A 15,943-nucleotide genomic window follows, 5' to 3' on the forward strand; every position below is an offset into this window, starting at 1 on the left:
AAAATACAATTCGATTTGGAGGTTTACATGATGCGACGCTGGCTGATTACGGCCCTTGTCCTTGCGGCGGCACTAATGGCCGGCTGCTCGAGCAGCAAACCTGCGAGTTCTCCGGCGAGTTCGGCCACGAGCAGTCGTTCGACCTCCACAGCAACTACCTCGTCCAGCGCTGCGTCGAGCGATACCAGTTCCGCAAACGCGCCCGCCGTCGCAACCCTGGATTCCAGCCAGTGCGTGGATGTCACCGGGGCGAACGTCGATTTGCTGGCCGCATCGGACAAAGACGCCGCGCGCAAGGCCGCCGACACCCTGGAGCGATACAACCCGCCGGCTTCGGTCAAAGATGCGATCGAACATTTCGCCAGCGTGGGCGGCGCCCACTTCGATGACCCGGATTACACCAAGAACAACAAGCTTGTCGACGGGTGGGTCAAGCAGGTGTGCCCCAGTTAACGGGCGAATGGTTCAAAGCTAATTCGCGTCGGGTGGCCGGACTCGGCGGACCGGACGGGTCTCGATCGCGTTGATGGTCAGGGCCCGGCGGCAGATCCGCCAGCGGTCGGTCAGCTCGTAGGAGTCGTCGTAGCGCAGATGCCAGACCACGTCGACCAACTCGTCACCGCGGCGGTCCCAGTGGTGCGCGACGCACGCGACGCGCCCGCGCGCGGTGCCCGGTCGGTCGCCCCCGTCATACACCTCGCCGACGATGGCGTGCTCGGTGCGAACGACCGCCGCGACGGTGGCGACGGCCGCGGCGATCGCGTCTCGACCGCGATGGGTTTGAATCGGTTCCAGCGACTTGGGCGGTTCGGGCACCTGCAGCACCGCGGTGTCGGTGAAAAGCGCTGCCACGAAATCGAATCGACGCTCGTCGACCTGGGCCGCGTAGCGGTGCACCAGGTCGCTGAGCGCGGATCGGTCGTCGGCTGACAGGGTCATCGGGGTCACGCGATCAACGAAAGGCGTTGCGCGCACGCCGACAGCCAGTCCTTGGCCTGCTCGATGTCGGTCGTCGGCGGCATGCCCAGCACGAGGCGGTCGGCCCCCTGATCGGCGAGGGCGCCCGCCCGCTCGGCATCGATCTTTGTGACCAGGTGGCCCAGCGAAACCTCCAGGGCGGCCGGGTCACGTCCGGCCGCGGTGGCCTCCTCGCGCATCAGCGCGATCAGCGACGCGAGTTCGGGACCGGTGACCCCCAGCGGTTGGAACCCGTCGCCGAGCCGACCGGCGCGGCGCGCGGCCGCCTTGCTGTGCCCGCCGATGTGTATCGGGAGCCGTTCGCGGGCAACGGGTTTGGGGTAGCACATGACGTTGTCGAAGTCGAAGAACTCCCCGTGGTGCGACACGCCCTGGGGCCGCTCGGCCCACAGCGCCCGCAGGACGGCCAGCTGCTCGTCGGCGCGCCTGCCCCGGCTGTCGAAGTCGGCGCCGCACGCCTGGACCTCTTCTTTGAGCCAGCCGACGCCGACACAGAGCCGCAGTCTGCCGCCCGAGAGCACATCGAGGGTCGCCGCGCGTTTGGCCAGCATCACCGGATGATGGTTGGGCAGCACGAGTACGCCGGTGGCCAACCCGAGCCGGTCGGTGTGGGCCGCCAGGAACGCCAACATTTCCAGGGGATCGGGGATCGGGCAGTCCGCCGCCAGCCCGACGCGCCCCGAACTGTCGTAGGGATAGACGCTGTCGTAGGTGGTGGCCAGGACGGTGTGTTCGGCGACGACGATCGACTCGAACCCGCACTGCTCGAGGTGCCCGGCGAAGCTCACCATCCACTCGGGGTCCGCGGTGACGCCGTCGGTCACCGGGGCGACGACGGAAACCTTCATGGCCTCAGAAGCTAACAGGCGCGGTTTCGACGGCCGCGGGCGCGATTGCCCGGCACACGGCGTCGACCAGTGCGGCCGCCCGGGCGTCGGTGAACACGTCTTCGAGCAGTAGCGGGTGGCCGTCCGGGGCGGTCAGCGGCACCCGCCAGTTGGGGTATTCGTCGGTGGTTCCCGGCTGGTTCTGGGTTCGCCGGTCGCCCACCGCGTCGGTCAGCGCGACGCCCACCAGCCGCGACGGGGTCCGCCCGAGATAGCGGTACAGGGCGAGCACGATGCTGTCCGGGTCGGTGTCACCCTCGTCGAGCAAGCCCACCCGGTTCAACTCCGCGATCCAGCCCGCCAGCTCCGCGCGATCGGAGGCGAGCTCCTCCTCGGCGGGCCGGGTCAGCAATCCCAGCGATTCGCGCAGCCGCACGTGGTCGCCCGCCAGGTAGCCGGCTGTGGGCGGCAGATCGTGGGTGGTCACCGAGGACAGGCAGTACTCGCGCCAGCGCTCGGCGGGCAGCGGACCGCCGTTGCCGTCCCGGTCGAGCTCGAACCAGAGGATCGACGTGCCGAGCAGGCCGCGCAGCAGCAGGTAGTCGCGCACCCACGGTTCGACGGTGCCGAGGTCCTCGCCGACGACCACCGCCCCGGCGCGATGCGCTTCCAGGGCGACGATGCCGATCATCGCCTCGTGGTCGTAGCGCACGTAAGTGCCCTGGGTGGGCGGCGCGCCCTCCGGGATCCACCACAGCCGGAACAACCCGATGATGTGGTCGATGCGGACGCCGCCGGCATGCCGCAGCACCGCCCGGATCAACGCCCGAAACGGCCGATATTCCTGCGCGTCCAGCCCGTCGGGCCGCCACGGCGGCTGGGACCAGTCCTGGCCGAGTTGATTGAACTCGTCCGGGGGAGCGCCGGCGGTCACGCCGAGCGCCAACACGTCCTGCATGGCCCACGCGTCGGCGCCGTTGGGATGCACGCCGACGGCCAGGTCGTGCATCACGCCCAGCGCCATGCCCGCGCGCAGGGCCTGCGACTGCGCCGAAGCGAGTTGCTCATCGAGTTGCCACTGCAGCCATCGATGGAAATCGACTGTCTCGGAATGCTTTTCGACGAATTTGGCGACACCCGGCGCGTCGGGGTGCCGGAGCGACTTCGGCCAGGCATGCCAGTCGTCGCCGTGCTTTTCGGCAAGGGCGCACCACGTGGCGAAGTCGTCGAGCGCGCCGCCCTCCCGGGCGCGGAAGGCCGCGTAGGACAGCTCGCGGCCCGCCGAGCGCGGCACCCGATGCACCAGCTCGAGCGCGGCCCGCTTAGCCGCCCACGCGCTGTCGCGATCGATGGCGTCGAGCCGGGCGGCCCGCTCCTGGACCTCGGAGCGCAGCCGTCGCACCCGGCTGCGCTTCTCTAGCTCGGCGAACTCCGGAATCGACTCGACGCGAAGGTAAATCGGGTTGACGAAGCGCCGCGATGTCGGCAGATAGGGCGACGGTTCCATGGGGCGCGTGGGGGCCGCCGCGTGCAGCGGATTGACCAACACGTAGTCCGCGCCGTGCCGCGACGCCGACCACACGGCCAGGTCGGTCAGGTCGGTCAGGTCGCCGACGCCCCACGACTGGCTGGACCGCACGCTGTAGAGCTGGGTGGCCAGTCCCCAGGCGCGGCGGGCGCCGAGCCGCTCGGGCAGCCCGAGCCAGTCCGGCGTCATGATCAGCGCGGTGCTGGTCTCGCCGTCGCGGGAGCGCAGACGCACCCGGTGATAACCCAGCGGCAGGTCGGCCGGCAGCACGAAGCTGGCCTCGCCGACCCAGCGGCCGTCCAAGTCGAACGGCGGGGTGAAGTTGTCGACCTGCTGAATCCCGCCGTGCACCGAACCGTCCTCGAGCTGCACCAACACCTCGGCGGGATCGCCGTGGGTCACGTGCACCCAGAATCGCGTCTGCTCACCGGCGCGGCCGACGATCGGCGGCGGCAGCCGGCGCGCCCAATACGCGCGCAGCTTCGCGGTCAGGGCGGCGTTGCGCTCCCGTTCGGTGCCGGCCGCCACGCCGAGCGCGGCCAACACGGCCACCAGGGTGGTTTCGGAGACCGGCACCCGCCGCCCCGTCCAGTCCTGGTACTCGGTCGCGATGCCGTACCGCTTGGCAAGTTCGACCAGCGACGGCGCGAGCTCACTCATACCGCTCATCTTGCTGCCATGCTTCGGCGCCCGCTCAACAGGACGAACGGCACGTGCGCCATTACGATGCCCTGAGAAGACATGAGGAGTCCGGGCGGGGATCGGCGGGGAAAACCCGAAGTGCCAGTTCAACGGCGCCTGGCGCGTCGCCCGCACGGCCGGGGCGGGCGGGCGGCCGAGCACCGGACACCGGCAGATAAACAGATGTAGCAGCGAACGCCATCGGCGCCGCGTGGCGAGGGCCGTACCGGTGCCTTACCGTTGTCGATGTAATTCGCGCGAGGGACAATATCCAGGCGTTCTAGCAGACCGGATGGTGAATTAAGTGGCGGAAGAGAGTCGCGGCCAACGCGGGTCGGGGTATGGCCTCGGGTTGTCGACGCGGACCCAGGTGACCGGCTATCAGTTCCTCGCTCGCCGCACCGCGATGGCGCTCACCCGGTGGCGTGTCCGCATGGAGGTCGAGCCTGGGCGGCGGCAGACGCTGGCCGTGGTGGCCTCGGTGTCGGCGGCGATGGTGATCTGCCTGGGCGCCCTGCTCTGGTCGTTCATCAGCCCGTCCGGGCAGATCAACGAGTCGCCGATCATCGCCGACCGGGATTCCGGCGCGCTGTACGTCCGCGTGGGGGACCGGCTGTACCCGGCGCTGAACCTGGCTTCGGCGCGGCTGATCACCGGCCGGGCGGACAATCCGCACCTGGTGCGGTCGAGCCAGATCGCCACCATGCCGCGCGGGCCGATGGTGGGCATCCCGGGCGCGCCGTCGAACTTCCACACCACCAGCCCGTCCACGTCGTCGTGGCTGGTGTGCGACACCGTCGCCACCTCGACCGGGGTCGGCGCGCCCTCCGGCGTGACCGTCACCGTGATCGACGGCAACCCCGACCTCAGCAACCACCGCCGCGTCCTCAACGGATCGGACGCCGTGGTGCTGAACTACAGCGGGGACGCGTGGGTGATCCGAGAGGGCCGCCGGTCGCGCATCGACGCGACGAACCGGTCGGTGCTGTTGCCGCTGGGCCTGACACCCGAACAGGTCGGCCAGGCGAAGCCCATGAGCCGGGCCCTGTTCGACGCGTTGCCCGTGGGCCCGGAGCTGACCGTGCCGCAGGTGCAGAACGCCGGCGCCGCCGCGTCGTTCCCGGGCGCCCCCGGACCGATCGGCACCGTGATCGTCACGCCGCAAATCAGTGGGCCGCAACAGTATTCGCTGGTGCTCGCCGACGGCGTGCAGACGCTGCCGCCGCTGGTGGCCCAGATCCTGCAGAACGCCGGGCCGGGCAATACCCGGCCGGTGACCGTGGAACCGTCCGCCCTGGCCAAGATGCCCGTCGTCAACAAGCTGGACCTGTCCTCCTACCCGGACGCGCCGCTCAACGTGGCGGACATCCGCGAGAACCCGGCGACCTGCTGGTGGTGGCAGAAGACCTCCGGCGAGAACCGGGCCCGCATCCAGGTCATCTCCGGCGCAACCATTCCGGTCGCGGCCAAGGACGAGAACAAGGTGGTGTCGCTGGTCAAGGCCGACACCACCGGTCGGGTGGCCGACCAGGTGTACTTCGGCCCCGACTACGGCAACTTCGTGGCGGTCACCGGCAACGACCCCGGCGCCAAGACGACGGAGTCGCTGTGGTGGCTGACCGACGCGGGCGCCCGGTTCGGCGTCGACGACACCCGCGACGTCCGCGAGGCCCTGGGCCTGAAGACCAAACCCAGCCTGGCGCCGTGGGTGGCGCTGCGCCTGCTCCCACAGGGTCCGACGCTCTCTCGGGCGGACGCGCTCGTGGAGCACGACACCCTTCCGATGGATATGTCCCCAGCAGAATTGGCGGTGCCTAAGTGAAACGCGGGTTTGCGCGGCCGACCCCGGAGAAGCCTCCGGTCATCAAGCCGGAAAACATCGTCCTCCCGACACCGCTGAGCATTCCGCCGCCGGAGGGCAAGCCCTGGTGGCTGGTCGTCGTCGGCGTCCTCGTGGTCGGCCTGCTGATCGGCATGGTCGGCATGACGTTCGCCAGCGGCTCGCGCGTGTTCGGCGGCGCGGGCGCCATCTTCCCGATCTTCATGATCGGTGGCGTCGCCATGATGATGTTCGGCGGCCGGTTTGGCGGCCAGCAGCAGATGAGCCGGCCCAAGCTGGACGCGATGCGCGCCCAGTTCATGCTGATGCTGGACATGCTGCGCGAGACCGCCCACGAGTCGGCCGACAGCATGGACGCCAACTACCGGTGGTACCACCCGGCGCCCACCACGCTGTCCGCCGCGGTGGGATCGCCGCGGATGTGGGAACGCAAGCCCGACGGCAAGGACCTCAACTTCGGGGTGGTGCGAGTCGGCGTGGGCATGACGCGGCCCGAGGTGACCTGGGGTGAGCCCCAGAACATGCCCACCGACATCGAGCTGGAGCCGGTGACGGGCAAGGCGCTGCAGGAATTCGGGCGCTACCAGAGCGTCGTCTACAACCTGCCCAAGATGATCTCGCTGCTGGTCGAGCCCTGGTACGCGCTCGACGGGGAGCGGGAGCAGGTCCTCGGGCTGATGCGGGCGATCGTCTGTCAGCTGGCCTTTTCGCACGGCCCCGACCACGTGCAGCTGGTCGTCGTCACCTCGGATCTGGACGAGTGGGACTGGGTGAAGTGGCTTCCGCACGTTGGTGATCCCCGGCGTCAGGACGCCGCGGGCAACGCGCGGATGGTCTACAGCTCGGTGCGCGAGTTCGCCGCCGAGCAGGCCGAATTGTTCGCCGGCCGTGGCTCTTTCACGCCCCGCCACGCCAGTTCGTCGGCGCAGACCCCGACGCCCCACACGGTGATCGTCGCCGACGTCGTCGACCCCCAGTGGGAATACGTGATCAGCTCCGAGGGCGTCGACGGGGTGACCTTCTTCGACCTGACCGGCTCCTCGATGTGGACGTCGGTTCCCGAGCGCACCTTGCGGTTCGACGAGAAGGGCGTGATCGAGGCGCTGCCCCGCGACCGCGACACCTGGATGGTGATCGACGAGAAGCCGTGGTTCTTCGCGCTCACCGACCACATCAGCATCGCCGAGGCCGAGGAATTCGCGCAGGCGCTGGCGCGCTGGCGGCTCGCCGAGGCCTACGAGGAGATCGGCCAGCGGGTGGCCCACATCGGCGCCCGGGACATCATGGCCTACTACGGAATCGACGACCCCGGTCACATCGACTTCGAGGCGCTGTGGGGCAGCCGCAACGACTCCATGGGCCGCTCCCGGCTGCGGGCGCCGTTCGGCGTTCGGTCCGACAACGGCGAGCTGCTGTTCCTCGACATGAAGTCGCTGGACGAGGGCGGTGACGGCCCGCACGGCGTCATGTCCGGAACGACGGGTTCGGGTAAGTCGACCCTGGTGCGGACCGTGATCGAATCACTGATGCTCAGCCACCCGCCGGAGGAGCTGCAGTTCGTGCTGGCCGACCTCAAGGGTGGGTCGGCGGTCAAGCCGTTCGCCGGGGTGCCGCACGTGTCGCGCATCATCACCGACCTGGAAGAGGACCAGGCGCTGATGGAACGCTTCCTGGACGCCCTGTGGGGCGAGATCGCCCGGCGCAAGGCGATCTGCGACAGCGCCGGCGTGGACGACGCCAAGGAGTACAACTCCGTGCGCCTGCGGATGCGGGCGCGCGGCCAGGACATGGCGCCGCTGCCGATGCTCGTGGTCGTCATCGACGAGTTCTACGAGTGGTTCCGGATCATGCCGACCGCGGTCGACGTGCTCGACTCGATCGGCCGCCAGGGCCGCGCCTACTGGATCCACCTGATGATGGCCTCGCAGACCATCGAGAGCCGCGCCGAAAAGCTCATGGAGAACATGGGTTACCGGCTGGTGCTGAAGGCGCGTACCGCCGGCGCCGCGCAGGCAGCGGGCGTGCCGAACGCCGTCAACCTGCCGGCGCAGGCCGGCCTCGGCTACTTCCGCCGCAGCCTCGAAGACATCGTCCGGTTCCAGGCCGAGTTCCTGTGGCGGGACTACTTCCCGCGCGGGCTCAACGATGACGGCGAAGAAGCGCCGGCGTTGGTGCACAGCATCGATTACGTTCGCCCGCAACTGTTTACCAACTCGTTCACCCCGCTCGAGGTCAGCGTCGGCGGACCGGAGCTGACCCCGGCCGCCATCACCAACGGCGAGACGCTGGACGCCGACGGCGCGACGCGCGACGACGACGACATCGAGGGCATCCGGGTGCCGAAGGTCGGCACGGTGATCATCGATCAGCTGCGCAAGATCGACTTCGAGCCGTACCGGTTGTGGCAGCCGCCGCTGAACCAGCCCGTCGCCATCGACGAGTTGGTGAACCGGTTCCTCGGCCACCCGTGGCAGGAGAACTACGGTTCGGCCAAGGACCTGGCCTTCCCGATCGGGATCATCGACCGCCCGTTCAAGCACGACCAGCCGCCGTGGACCGTCGACACCTCGGGGCCGGGCGCCAACGTCCTGATCCTGGGCGCCGGTGGTTCGGGTAAGACGACGGCCCTGCAGACCCTGATCTGCTCGGCCGCGCTGACCCACACGCCCGAGCAGGTCCAGTTCTACTGCCTGGCCTACAGCAGCACCGCCCTGACCACCGTCGCCCGGCTGCCGCACGTGGGTGAGGTGGCCGGCCCGACCGATCCGTACGGCGTGCGGCGCACGGTGGCCGAGCTGCTCGCGCTGGTGCGTCAGCGCAAGAGCACGTTCCTCGAGTACGGGATCGCCTCGATGGAGGTCTTCCGGCGCCGCAAGTTCGGCGGCGAGCCGGGTCCCGTGCCCAACGACGGGTTCGGCGACGTCTACCTGGTGGTGGACAACTACCGGGCGCTGGCCGAAGAGAACGAGGTGCTGATCGAGCAGGTGAACCTGATCATCAACCAGGGCCCCTCGTTCGGGGTCCACGTGGTGGTCACCGCCGACCGGGAGTCGGAGCTGCGGCCACCGGTGCGCAGTGGCTTCGGTTCGCGGGTCGAGTTGCGATTGGCCGCCGTGGAGGACGCCAAACTGGTGCGTTCCCGGTTCGCCAAGGAAGTGCCCGTCAAGCCGGGCCGCGGCATGGTCGCGGTCAACTACGTCCGACTCGACTCCGACCCCCAGGCCGGTCTGCACACCTTGGTCGCGCGGCCCGCGCTGGCCAACACGCCGGACTACGTGTTCGAGTCCGACAGCATCATCGACGCGGTCAGCCGCCTCACCAGCGCGCAGGCGCCGCCGGTGCGCCGCTTGCCCGCGCGCTTCGACCTCGAGCAGTTGCGCGAGGTCGCCGCGCGGGACACCCGCCAGGGCGTCGGCGCGGGTGGAATCGCTTGGGCCATCTCCGAATTGGATCTGTCGCCGGTCTATCTCAACTTCGCCGAGAACGCGCACCTGATGGTGACGGGTCGACGCGAATGTGGGCGGACCACGACGCTGGCCACGATCATGAGTGAAATCGGCCGGCTGTACGCGCCGGGGGCCAGCAGCGCGCCGACCCCGCCGGCCGGCCAGCCGTCGGCCCAGGTGTGGCTGGTGGACCCGCGGCGTCAGCTGCTGACCACGCTGGGTCCGGACTATGTCGAGAAGTTCGCCTACAACCTGGACGGCGTCCAGGCGATGGTTGGCGAGTTGGCGGCGGTGCTGGCGGGCCGGCAGCCTCCGCCCGGCCTCTCCGCCGAGGAGCTGCTGTCGCGGTCGTGGTGGAGCGGCCCGGAGATCTTCCTGATCGTCGACGACATCCAGCAGTTGCCGGCCGGTTTCGACTCACCGCTGCATCAGGTCGCCCCGTGGGTAACCCGGGCCGCCGACGTCGGGTTGCACGTGCTCGTCACGCGAACCTTCGGCGGTTGGTCGTCGGCCGGTAGCGACCCGATGCTGCGGGCGCTGGCCCAGGCCAACGCCCCGCTGCTGGTGATGGACGCCGACCCCGACGAGGGCTTCATCCGCGGCAAGATGAAGGGTGGCCCGCTGCCCCGCGGTCGAGGCCTGCTGATGGCCGAGGACACCGGTGTGTTCGTGCAGGTAGCGGCGACGGAGTTTCGCAAGTAAGACGGATACCGCTGCGCTGGGGCTGGATCAGCTCCAGCGCAGCGGTAACTCTTTGAGCGCGAAGCTCTTTGACGGGTAGTTGATCGCCGGGACGTAGTCGGCGGGCACCTCGAAGTCGGGAATCTGCCGAAGCCATTCCCCGACGATTACCGTCAGTTCGATCCGGGCCAGATGAGAGCCCAGGCACCGGTGCGGCCCGCCGCCAAATCCCCAGTGCCGGTGGACTTTTCCGTCCATGACCAGATCGTTGACGGACGTGGCGTCGCTGCCGTCGCGGTTGACCGCCGCCATGCACAGCCGCACCGACGTGCCAGGGGGCAGCGTCATCCCGCCGATGTTGACGAATTGCGTGGTGATCCGCGGCGCCACCGGCGCCGAAGGCTCCAGCCGGACGATCTCCTCGATGAAAACCCGGATCTGCCTTGGGTTGTCGCGAAGTGCCTCGCGTAGCTGCGGCCGGCGGGCCAGTTCGAACAGGCAGAATCCGATCGCCGCCGTCACGGTGTCCAGCCCGGCCAGGATCAGCAGGTGGCTCATGCCCAGCAGCTCCAGATCGCTGAAGTTACCGTCGCTGGCCATGACTCGCGACAGCATGTCGGATCCCGGATGCTGCCTGCGCTGCCGGATCGCGTCGGCCAGATACTGAAGCAGCAGTTCGCTCTTCTCGATGTCTGACTGGGTGACGTAGGGCTTGTCGCTGACGACCGCATCCTTCCAGTCGATCAGGCGATCGCGATCTTCGATCGGCAAGCCGTAGAGGTCCATGAAGACCTGGAACGGATACAGGTGCGCGAAATCCGCCATCACCTCGCACTTCCCTTGGCCGGCAAGGGCGCCGATCATTTCCGCGGCGTGGCGTTCGAGCACCGGCCGGGATGAACTCAGGCCGAGCGGACTGAAGAAGGGCTGCAGCACCTTGCGGTAGCGGGTGTGCTGAGGAGGGTCAAAAGCCAGCGGTACCACGGGCAATGGGTGGCCCGGCGGCTGCAGGATGGTGGACGAGAACACCTTGGGGTTGCGCAGCGCGGCCAGCACGTCCTCGCGGCGCGTGATGTAGTAGTGGCCGTTCATGAACACCACCGGCCCGGCGTCCCGCAGCGCCTTCCACCCGACGCCCCGGTCCACGGCCATCGGCAGCTTTTCGAAATCGAGCCGCGGCAGGTGGAAGGTGTCTTGCTGGCCTTGGCCAGGAGTGCTCATGGGCTCTCCGCTTGTCCGAATTGTTCTCCCAACCGCGGCGGCGGGGGCGTCGTCGGCACCGATTGCGGTTGGCACCCCAATATCGCATGTGTCGCAAGCGTCTACAGCGGCCGGCCCGGCTGCGCGTCGATCTTCTACACTTGGGCGAACGATCCATGGATGCTTCAAGTGCGATCTTGATTGTTCTGCGGGGCCGGGTAGGGAGGAAAACCCAGTGAGGGTTCGTCTCGAACAATCCAAATGCGTGGGCCACGCCCAGTGCTACGCCGTGGACCCGAACCTGTTCCCGATCGACGACTCGGGTTATTCGATCCTCGAAGAGCACGAGGTGCGCCCGGAGGACGAGCAGGTGACCCGCGACGGGGTCGCCTCCTGCCCGGAGATGGCGCTGGTTCTCGAAGAGGATTGACTGCGCCGCAGGCAAACCGGAGATGAACAAACCGTTGCCGGAAATGAACTCCAGTCGACGGGGAATGAACAATCGCTGGCCTGGAATGAACACTTGGCGTTGCGTATCGGAGCACCCCCGATAACGAACTAATCTCATTCCCGAGCGGCAGTTCGGGCAGACCATGGACTGTCGCTCGGTTGCTGACAGTAGGGATCAATCGAGGCTAAAGGTGCACGTTGTTCCTGACCGGATGTCCGAGAAGCGTGGTGCTACACCACATTTGGATGTCAGGCACGGAATTGGCAGGATGCGCCGGCCAGCCCGCCGACTGGGGTGGCAGACCGCGAGGTCTGAGTCGGGTGATTCCGGGCGGTCAGCGACCCACGGGTGGCGATTGCTTACGAAGCCGTGACCACGGCCACCACTGATTCCGATGCGACTGTCGCGGGCGCCCGCGACCGCGACGAACTGAGGAGAACAGGTGTTTGACTTCGGGGCGTTACCGCCGGAGGTGAATTCCGGGCGGATGTATGCGGGTCCGGGTTCGGGGTCGTTGATGGCGGCTTCGGCGGCGTGGGATGAGGTGGCCGCGGAGTTGGCGACGGCGGCCAGTGGGTATGGCTCGGTGGTTTCGGAGTTGACCAGTGGGCCGTGGGTGGGTCCGGCGTCGGCGTCGATGGTGGCCGCGGTGGTGCCGTTTGTGAGTTGGCTCTCGGCGATGTCGGGGTTGGCCGAGGAGACGGCCAGTCAGGGTCGGGCGGCCGCGGCGGCGTTTGAGGCGGCGTTTGCGATGACGGTGCCGCCGCCGGTGATTGCGGCGAATCGGGTGTTGTTGGCGACGTTGGTCGCGACGAACTTTTTTGGCCAGAACACGCCGGCGATCATGGCGACCGAGGCGCAGTACATGGAGATGTGGGCTCAGGACGCGGCGGCGATGTATGGGTATGCGGCGGCCTCGGCCACGGCCTCGGAGTTGACCCCGTTTGCCGCGCCGCCCAACACGACCACGCCTGATGGGTTGGCCGATCAGGCGTTGGCGGTGAGCCAGGCGGCCACCCAGCCGGCGGGCAACACCGCTCAGACGGTGGCCTCCAACGCCACCCAGGTCGCCGCGCTGGCACCGCAAGCCGCGGCCGTGCAGCAGGCCAGCACCACCGCCGCGGCCACAACCTCCCAACCGGGCCCGCTGACGTGGCTCTGGAACGCGATCCAGGGCTTCCTGCAGTACGGACCGCCGACCCCGACCAACAACTACTTGGGGCTCACGCCGTCGGTGTACACGGTGCTGCTCAAGCAGACCACCGGGCTCGGCTATTTCTCCAACGGGCTCGCGTCGTTCAGTTCGTCGATTGCCCAGCAGTTGGTGTTCGGGCCCGGTGGTAGCACGGCCGGTGCCGGTGGGGCCTGGTTCCCGACCCCGCAGTTCGCCCAGTTGGGGTTGGGCAACCTGGGCAGCTTGAGCAGCAACGTGGTCTCGGCCGGGGCCGGGCAGGCCGCCCACGTGGGCGGGTTGTCGGTGCCCCAGCAGTGGGCCACGCTGACCTCGGCGGTCAGCTCTGCCGAGAACGCCGAGGTCGCCCCGATCCAGACCGCCGGGGCGAGCAACCCGCCGGGCAACGCCCTGCTGCGCGGCATGCCCACCGGCGTCATGGGCCGCCGCGCCGGCGCCGCCGCGGGCTACTCGCACAAATACGGATTCCGCTACAGCGTGCTCACCCGCCCACCCTCGGCCGGATAGCGGCGGCATGAAAACACGCCATTCCATTTATTCGCGACGCGATTTTATCGACCGCCGAACGGGTCCAGGCCGGCCCGCTCCTTCGGCACGCGGCGTCGGCTTCGGCCGGGCGATGAATGTGGGTCGCCCCACCGGGGCTCTCTTCCCAGCTCATGGCGAACGAGCGGCCGGCCGCCCAACGCATGGCCAATGCCAAGTTAACCCGGACGCGGCGAGCAGGCCGGACGCGTTCCCGTCGGGCCGTTGCCGCCGCCACGGGATCGGGGCCGGAAAGCCGGCCGCAAGCGCATTATCGTCATTCAAAACGACGGGTTAAGGGGTAATTCGTGTTTGATTTTGGGGTTCTTCCGCCGGAGGTTAATTCGGCGCGGATTTACGCCGGTCCGGGGTCGGGGTCGTTGATGGCGGCGGCGTCGGCGTGGAATGCGATTGCCGCGGAGTTGCAGTCGGCGGCGTTGAGTTATCAGAGCGTGGTGACGCAGCTGGCCAGTGAGGAGTGGGCGGGCACCGCGTCGGCGGCGATGGCGGCCGCGGCCACGCCGTATGCGGAGTGGCTGGCCACGACCGCGGGGCAGGCCGAGCAGGCGGCCACCCAGGCCAGTTCGGCGGCGGCGGCGTATGAGGCGGTGTTTTCCTCGGTGGTGCCTCCGCCGGTGATCGCGGCCAATCGGGCGTTGGTGCAGCAGTTGCAGGCCACCAATGTGATCGGGCAAAACACCGGGGCGATCGCGCAGTTGGAGGCCCAGTACGGCGAGTTTTGGGCGCAAGACGCCGGGGCGATGGCGACCTATGCGGCGCAGTCGACGGCGGCGACCAAGGGCATCACGGCGTTTGCGCCCGCGCCGAAGGTGACCAACGATGCGGGCACGAGCACTCAGGCCGGCACGGTGGCCAACGCGGCGGCCAACACCACCGCGGGCAACACGGCCAACGCCGTGCAGAAGGCGGCCACCACGGCCACCACGAGCACGACCCAGCAGGCCGCGCAGGCGGCGGCGACCACCACCGATCCGTTCCAGGAGCTGTGGTTCCTGTTGACCGGCCAGACCACGCTGCCCACCAACCTGGGCACCCTGGTGAACGGTTACAGCCCCTTCGCCGGTCTGTTCTATAACACCGAGGGTCTGCCGTACTTCAGCATCGGTATGGGCAACAGCTTCGTGCAGATCGCCAAGTCGGTCGGCGCGATCGGGGGCGCGGCCCCCGCGGCGGCCAAGGCCCTGCCCGGCCTGGGCGGACTCGGTGGTCTGCTCGGTGGCGGCGCCGGTGCGGTGCACCCGGCGGCGGCCATCGGCGGGGCGCCCTCGATCGGCGGCAAGCTGTCGGTGCCGGTGGCCTGGAACAGCGCCCCGGCCGTGCCGGCGATGGGGCACACCGCGGTCCCGGTCAGCGCGATCAGCGCCGCACCCGAGGCCGCCGGGGGACCGGGCAACCTGCTCGGCGGCATGCCCCTGGCCGGCGTGGGCAGCGGCACCCACAGCGGCGCCGGCCCCCGCTACGGATTCCGCCCCACCGTCATGGCCCGACCTCCCTTCGCCGGATAACGGCTTTCGACCATTCGAACGGGGGGTTAACAAAGTGGGTGCGCCCGGCGTCGTGGGCGGCCGGAGCCGGCGCCTCGTGGAGGCGCGTCGCGAGCCCGTCCACCCGTTGCTAGCCGGCAAGGGGCAGATAACGGGCAACGAGATTTTTAGCGGGCCTGCCCTGGGAAAGCGGCCCGCGAGAGGCCTACCAGCACCTTTCGGACGCGGGACGGTCACGGTTTGCTGTGACCATGGTGTAAGGTGCTGCGCTCCCGCTCAGACGCTGTTACTGTGGCGTTACCAAAAATGAATTCGTCGTACTGCCACGTGAACAGTTGCAAACAGGCGGCTTCCGGAAGCGCTTCAGGGGCCGCCGTCATCTAGTCTCTGCAGAGTCGGGGATTGATCTTAGGAGGGAACCAAGTATGTCGTTCGTGACCACACAGCCCGAGGCTCTGGCTGCGGCGGCCGGAAACTTGCAGGCCATCGGCTCAACGCTGAGCGCACAGAACGCGGCTGCTGCGGCCCCCACGACCGGGGTTGTGCCCGCTGCTGCCGACGAGGTGTCGGCGCTGACGGCGGCGCAGTTCGCAGCGCACGCGCAGATGTACCAGGCGGTCAGCGCGCAGGCCGCCGCCATTCACGAGGCGTTCGTGAACACGCTCACCACAAGTTCTGGCTCGTACGCTGCGACCGAGGCAATCAACGCAGCTGCTGCGGGCTGATCGGACTGGCGGTTGTGGCTTCGGGATCCGACGTCTACGACGTGAGCTCCCACCTCACCGCCGAGCTACCGATGATCTCGGGGGCTGACGGCCGGACAACTCAAACGCCGTGGTTCGGGTTTGACGTCCGTCTCACCGTGTCACTGCGACCGGTGGCCGCCGGCTGACGGGAAGGGGGGATCATCCTTTTAGATTCGGCTCGGCGGTTCGCCAGCGCGTAACCGGTCCGGCCATCGTCGTAACCACAGCAGGTATCTGAGTAATCACGTATTAAGGAGACAGGCCAGATGGCAACTCGTTTTATGACCGACCCGCACGAGATGCGGGCGATGGCGGGCCGCTTTGAGGTGCACGCCCAGACCGT

The 15,943-nt window shown here is 68.5% G+C and carries 12 protein-coding genes and 1 pseudogene; 8 read left to right on the plus strand and 5 right to left on the minus strand.

From position 1 onward, the window contains the following. Nucleotides 1-23: 23 nt before the first annotated feature. Nucleotides 24-245 carry a hypothetical protein gene (locus A5730_RS24900; protein WP_067896387.1) on the minus strand — a complete coding sequence of 74 codons (222 nt, stop codon included), beginning with the start codon at nt 243-245 and terminating at the stop codon, nt 24-26. Between A5730_RS24900 and A5730_RS24905 the strand changes: the two genes are divergently transcribed. Continuing rightward, on the plus strand, nt 235-453 hold the full coding sequence (locus A5730_RS24905; RefSeq protein WP_156349497.1) for a hypothetical protein: 219 nt from the start codon (nt 235-237) through the stop codon (nt 451-453). The genes A5730_RS24900 and A5730_RS24905 overlap by 11 nt on opposite strands. A gap of 18 nt (nt 454-471) precedes the next feature. On the opposite strand, the gene A5730_RS04890 is transcribed toward A5730_RS24905, so the two are convergent. The 3 genes from A5730_RS04890 to malQ are packed head-to-tail and all read right to left on the minus strand — an operon-like array spanning nt 472 to nt 3,993. Then, nucleotides 472-939: a nuclear transport factor 2 family protein gene (locus A5730_RS04890; protein WP_067896390.1), complete on the minus strand. Its 468-nt coding sequence runs from the start codon at nt 937-939 to the stop codon at nt 472-474. Between the two features lie 5 nt (nt 940-944). Next, nucleotides 945-1,826, minus strand: a complete 882-nt coding sequence (locus A5730_RS04895; RefSeq protein WP_067896393.1) for an LLM class F420-dependent oxidoreductase — start codon at nt 1,824-1,826, stop codon at nt 945-947. A 4-nt stretch (nt 1,827-1,830) separates the two neighbouring features. Next, nucleotides 1,831-3,993, minus strand: a complete 2,163-nt coding sequence (gene malQ, locus A5730_RS04900; RefSeq protein ID WP_067896395.1) for a 4-alpha-glucanotransferase — start codon at nt 3,991-3,993, stop codon at nt 1,831-1,833. 325 nt (nt 3,994-4,318) lie between these two features. Between malQ and eccB the strand changes: the two genes are divergently transcribed. Beyond that, nucleotides 4,319-5,836, plus strand: a complete 1,518-nt coding sequence (eccB, locus tag A5730_RS04905) for a type VII secretion protein EccB (RefSeq protein WP_055402212.1) — start codon at nt 4,319-4,321, stop codon at nt 5,834-5,836. Next, a complete protein-coding gene (gene eccCa, locus A5730_RS04910; RefSeq protein WP_067896398.1) occupies nt 5,833-10,002 on the plus strand; it encodes a type VII secretion protein EccCa in 4,170 nt (1,389 codons plus the stop codon). Before eccB ends, eccCa begins: the two co-directional genes overlap by 4 nt. A 27-nt stretch (nt 10,003-10,029) precedes the next feature. Here eccCa and A5730_RS04915 read toward each other — a convergent pair whose 3' ends face one another. Next, nucleotides 10,030-11,202, minus strand: a complete 1,173-nt coding sequence (locus A5730_RS04915; protein WP_067896403.1) for a cytochrome P450 — start codon at nt 11,200-11,202, stop codon at nt 10,030-10,032. A gap of 214 nt (nt 11,203-11,416) precedes the next feature. Here A5730_RS04915 and A5730_RS04920 point away from each other — a divergent pair, with 214 nt between their 5' ends. The 5 genes and pseudogenes from A5730_RS04920 to A5730_RS24170 all read left to right on the plus strand — a co-directional run. Next, nucleotides 11,417-11,611 (plus strand): ferredoxin, encoded by a 195-nt coding sequence (locus tag A5730_RS04920; protein WP_067896406.1) that lies wholly within the window; start codon nt 11,417-11,419, stop codon nt 11,609-11,611. A 463-nt stretch (nt 11,612-12,074) separates the two neighbouring features. Next, complete coding sequence (locus tag A5730_RS04925) at nt 12,075-13,331, plus strand: PPE family protein (RefSeq protein ID WP_067896410.1); 1,257 nt, start codon at nt 12,075-12,077, stop codon at nt 13,329-13,331. Nucleotides 13,332-13,657: 326 nt separating this feature from the next. Next, nucleotides 13,658-14,875, plus strand: a complete 1,218-nt coding sequence (locus A5730_RS04930; protein ID WP_067896413.1) for a PPE family protein — start codon at nt 13,658-13,660, stop codon at nt 14,873-14,875. 404 nt (nt 14,876-15,279) lie between these two features. Next, a complete protein-coding gene (locus A5730_RS04935; protein ID WP_046182845.1) occupies nt 15,280-15,579 on the plus strand; it encodes a PE family protein in 300 nt (99 codons plus the stop codon). A 287-nt stretch (nt 15,580-15,866) separates the two neighbouring features. Next, nucleotides 15,867-15,943: pseudogene (locus A5730_RS24170) on the plus strand (WXG100 family type VII secretion target); the annotation flags it as partial.

This window comes from Mycobacterium sp. ACS4054 (genome assembly GCF_001667275.1).
Lineage (GTDB): Bacteria > Actinomycetota > Actinomycetes > Mycobacteriales > Mycobacteriaceae > Mycobacterium.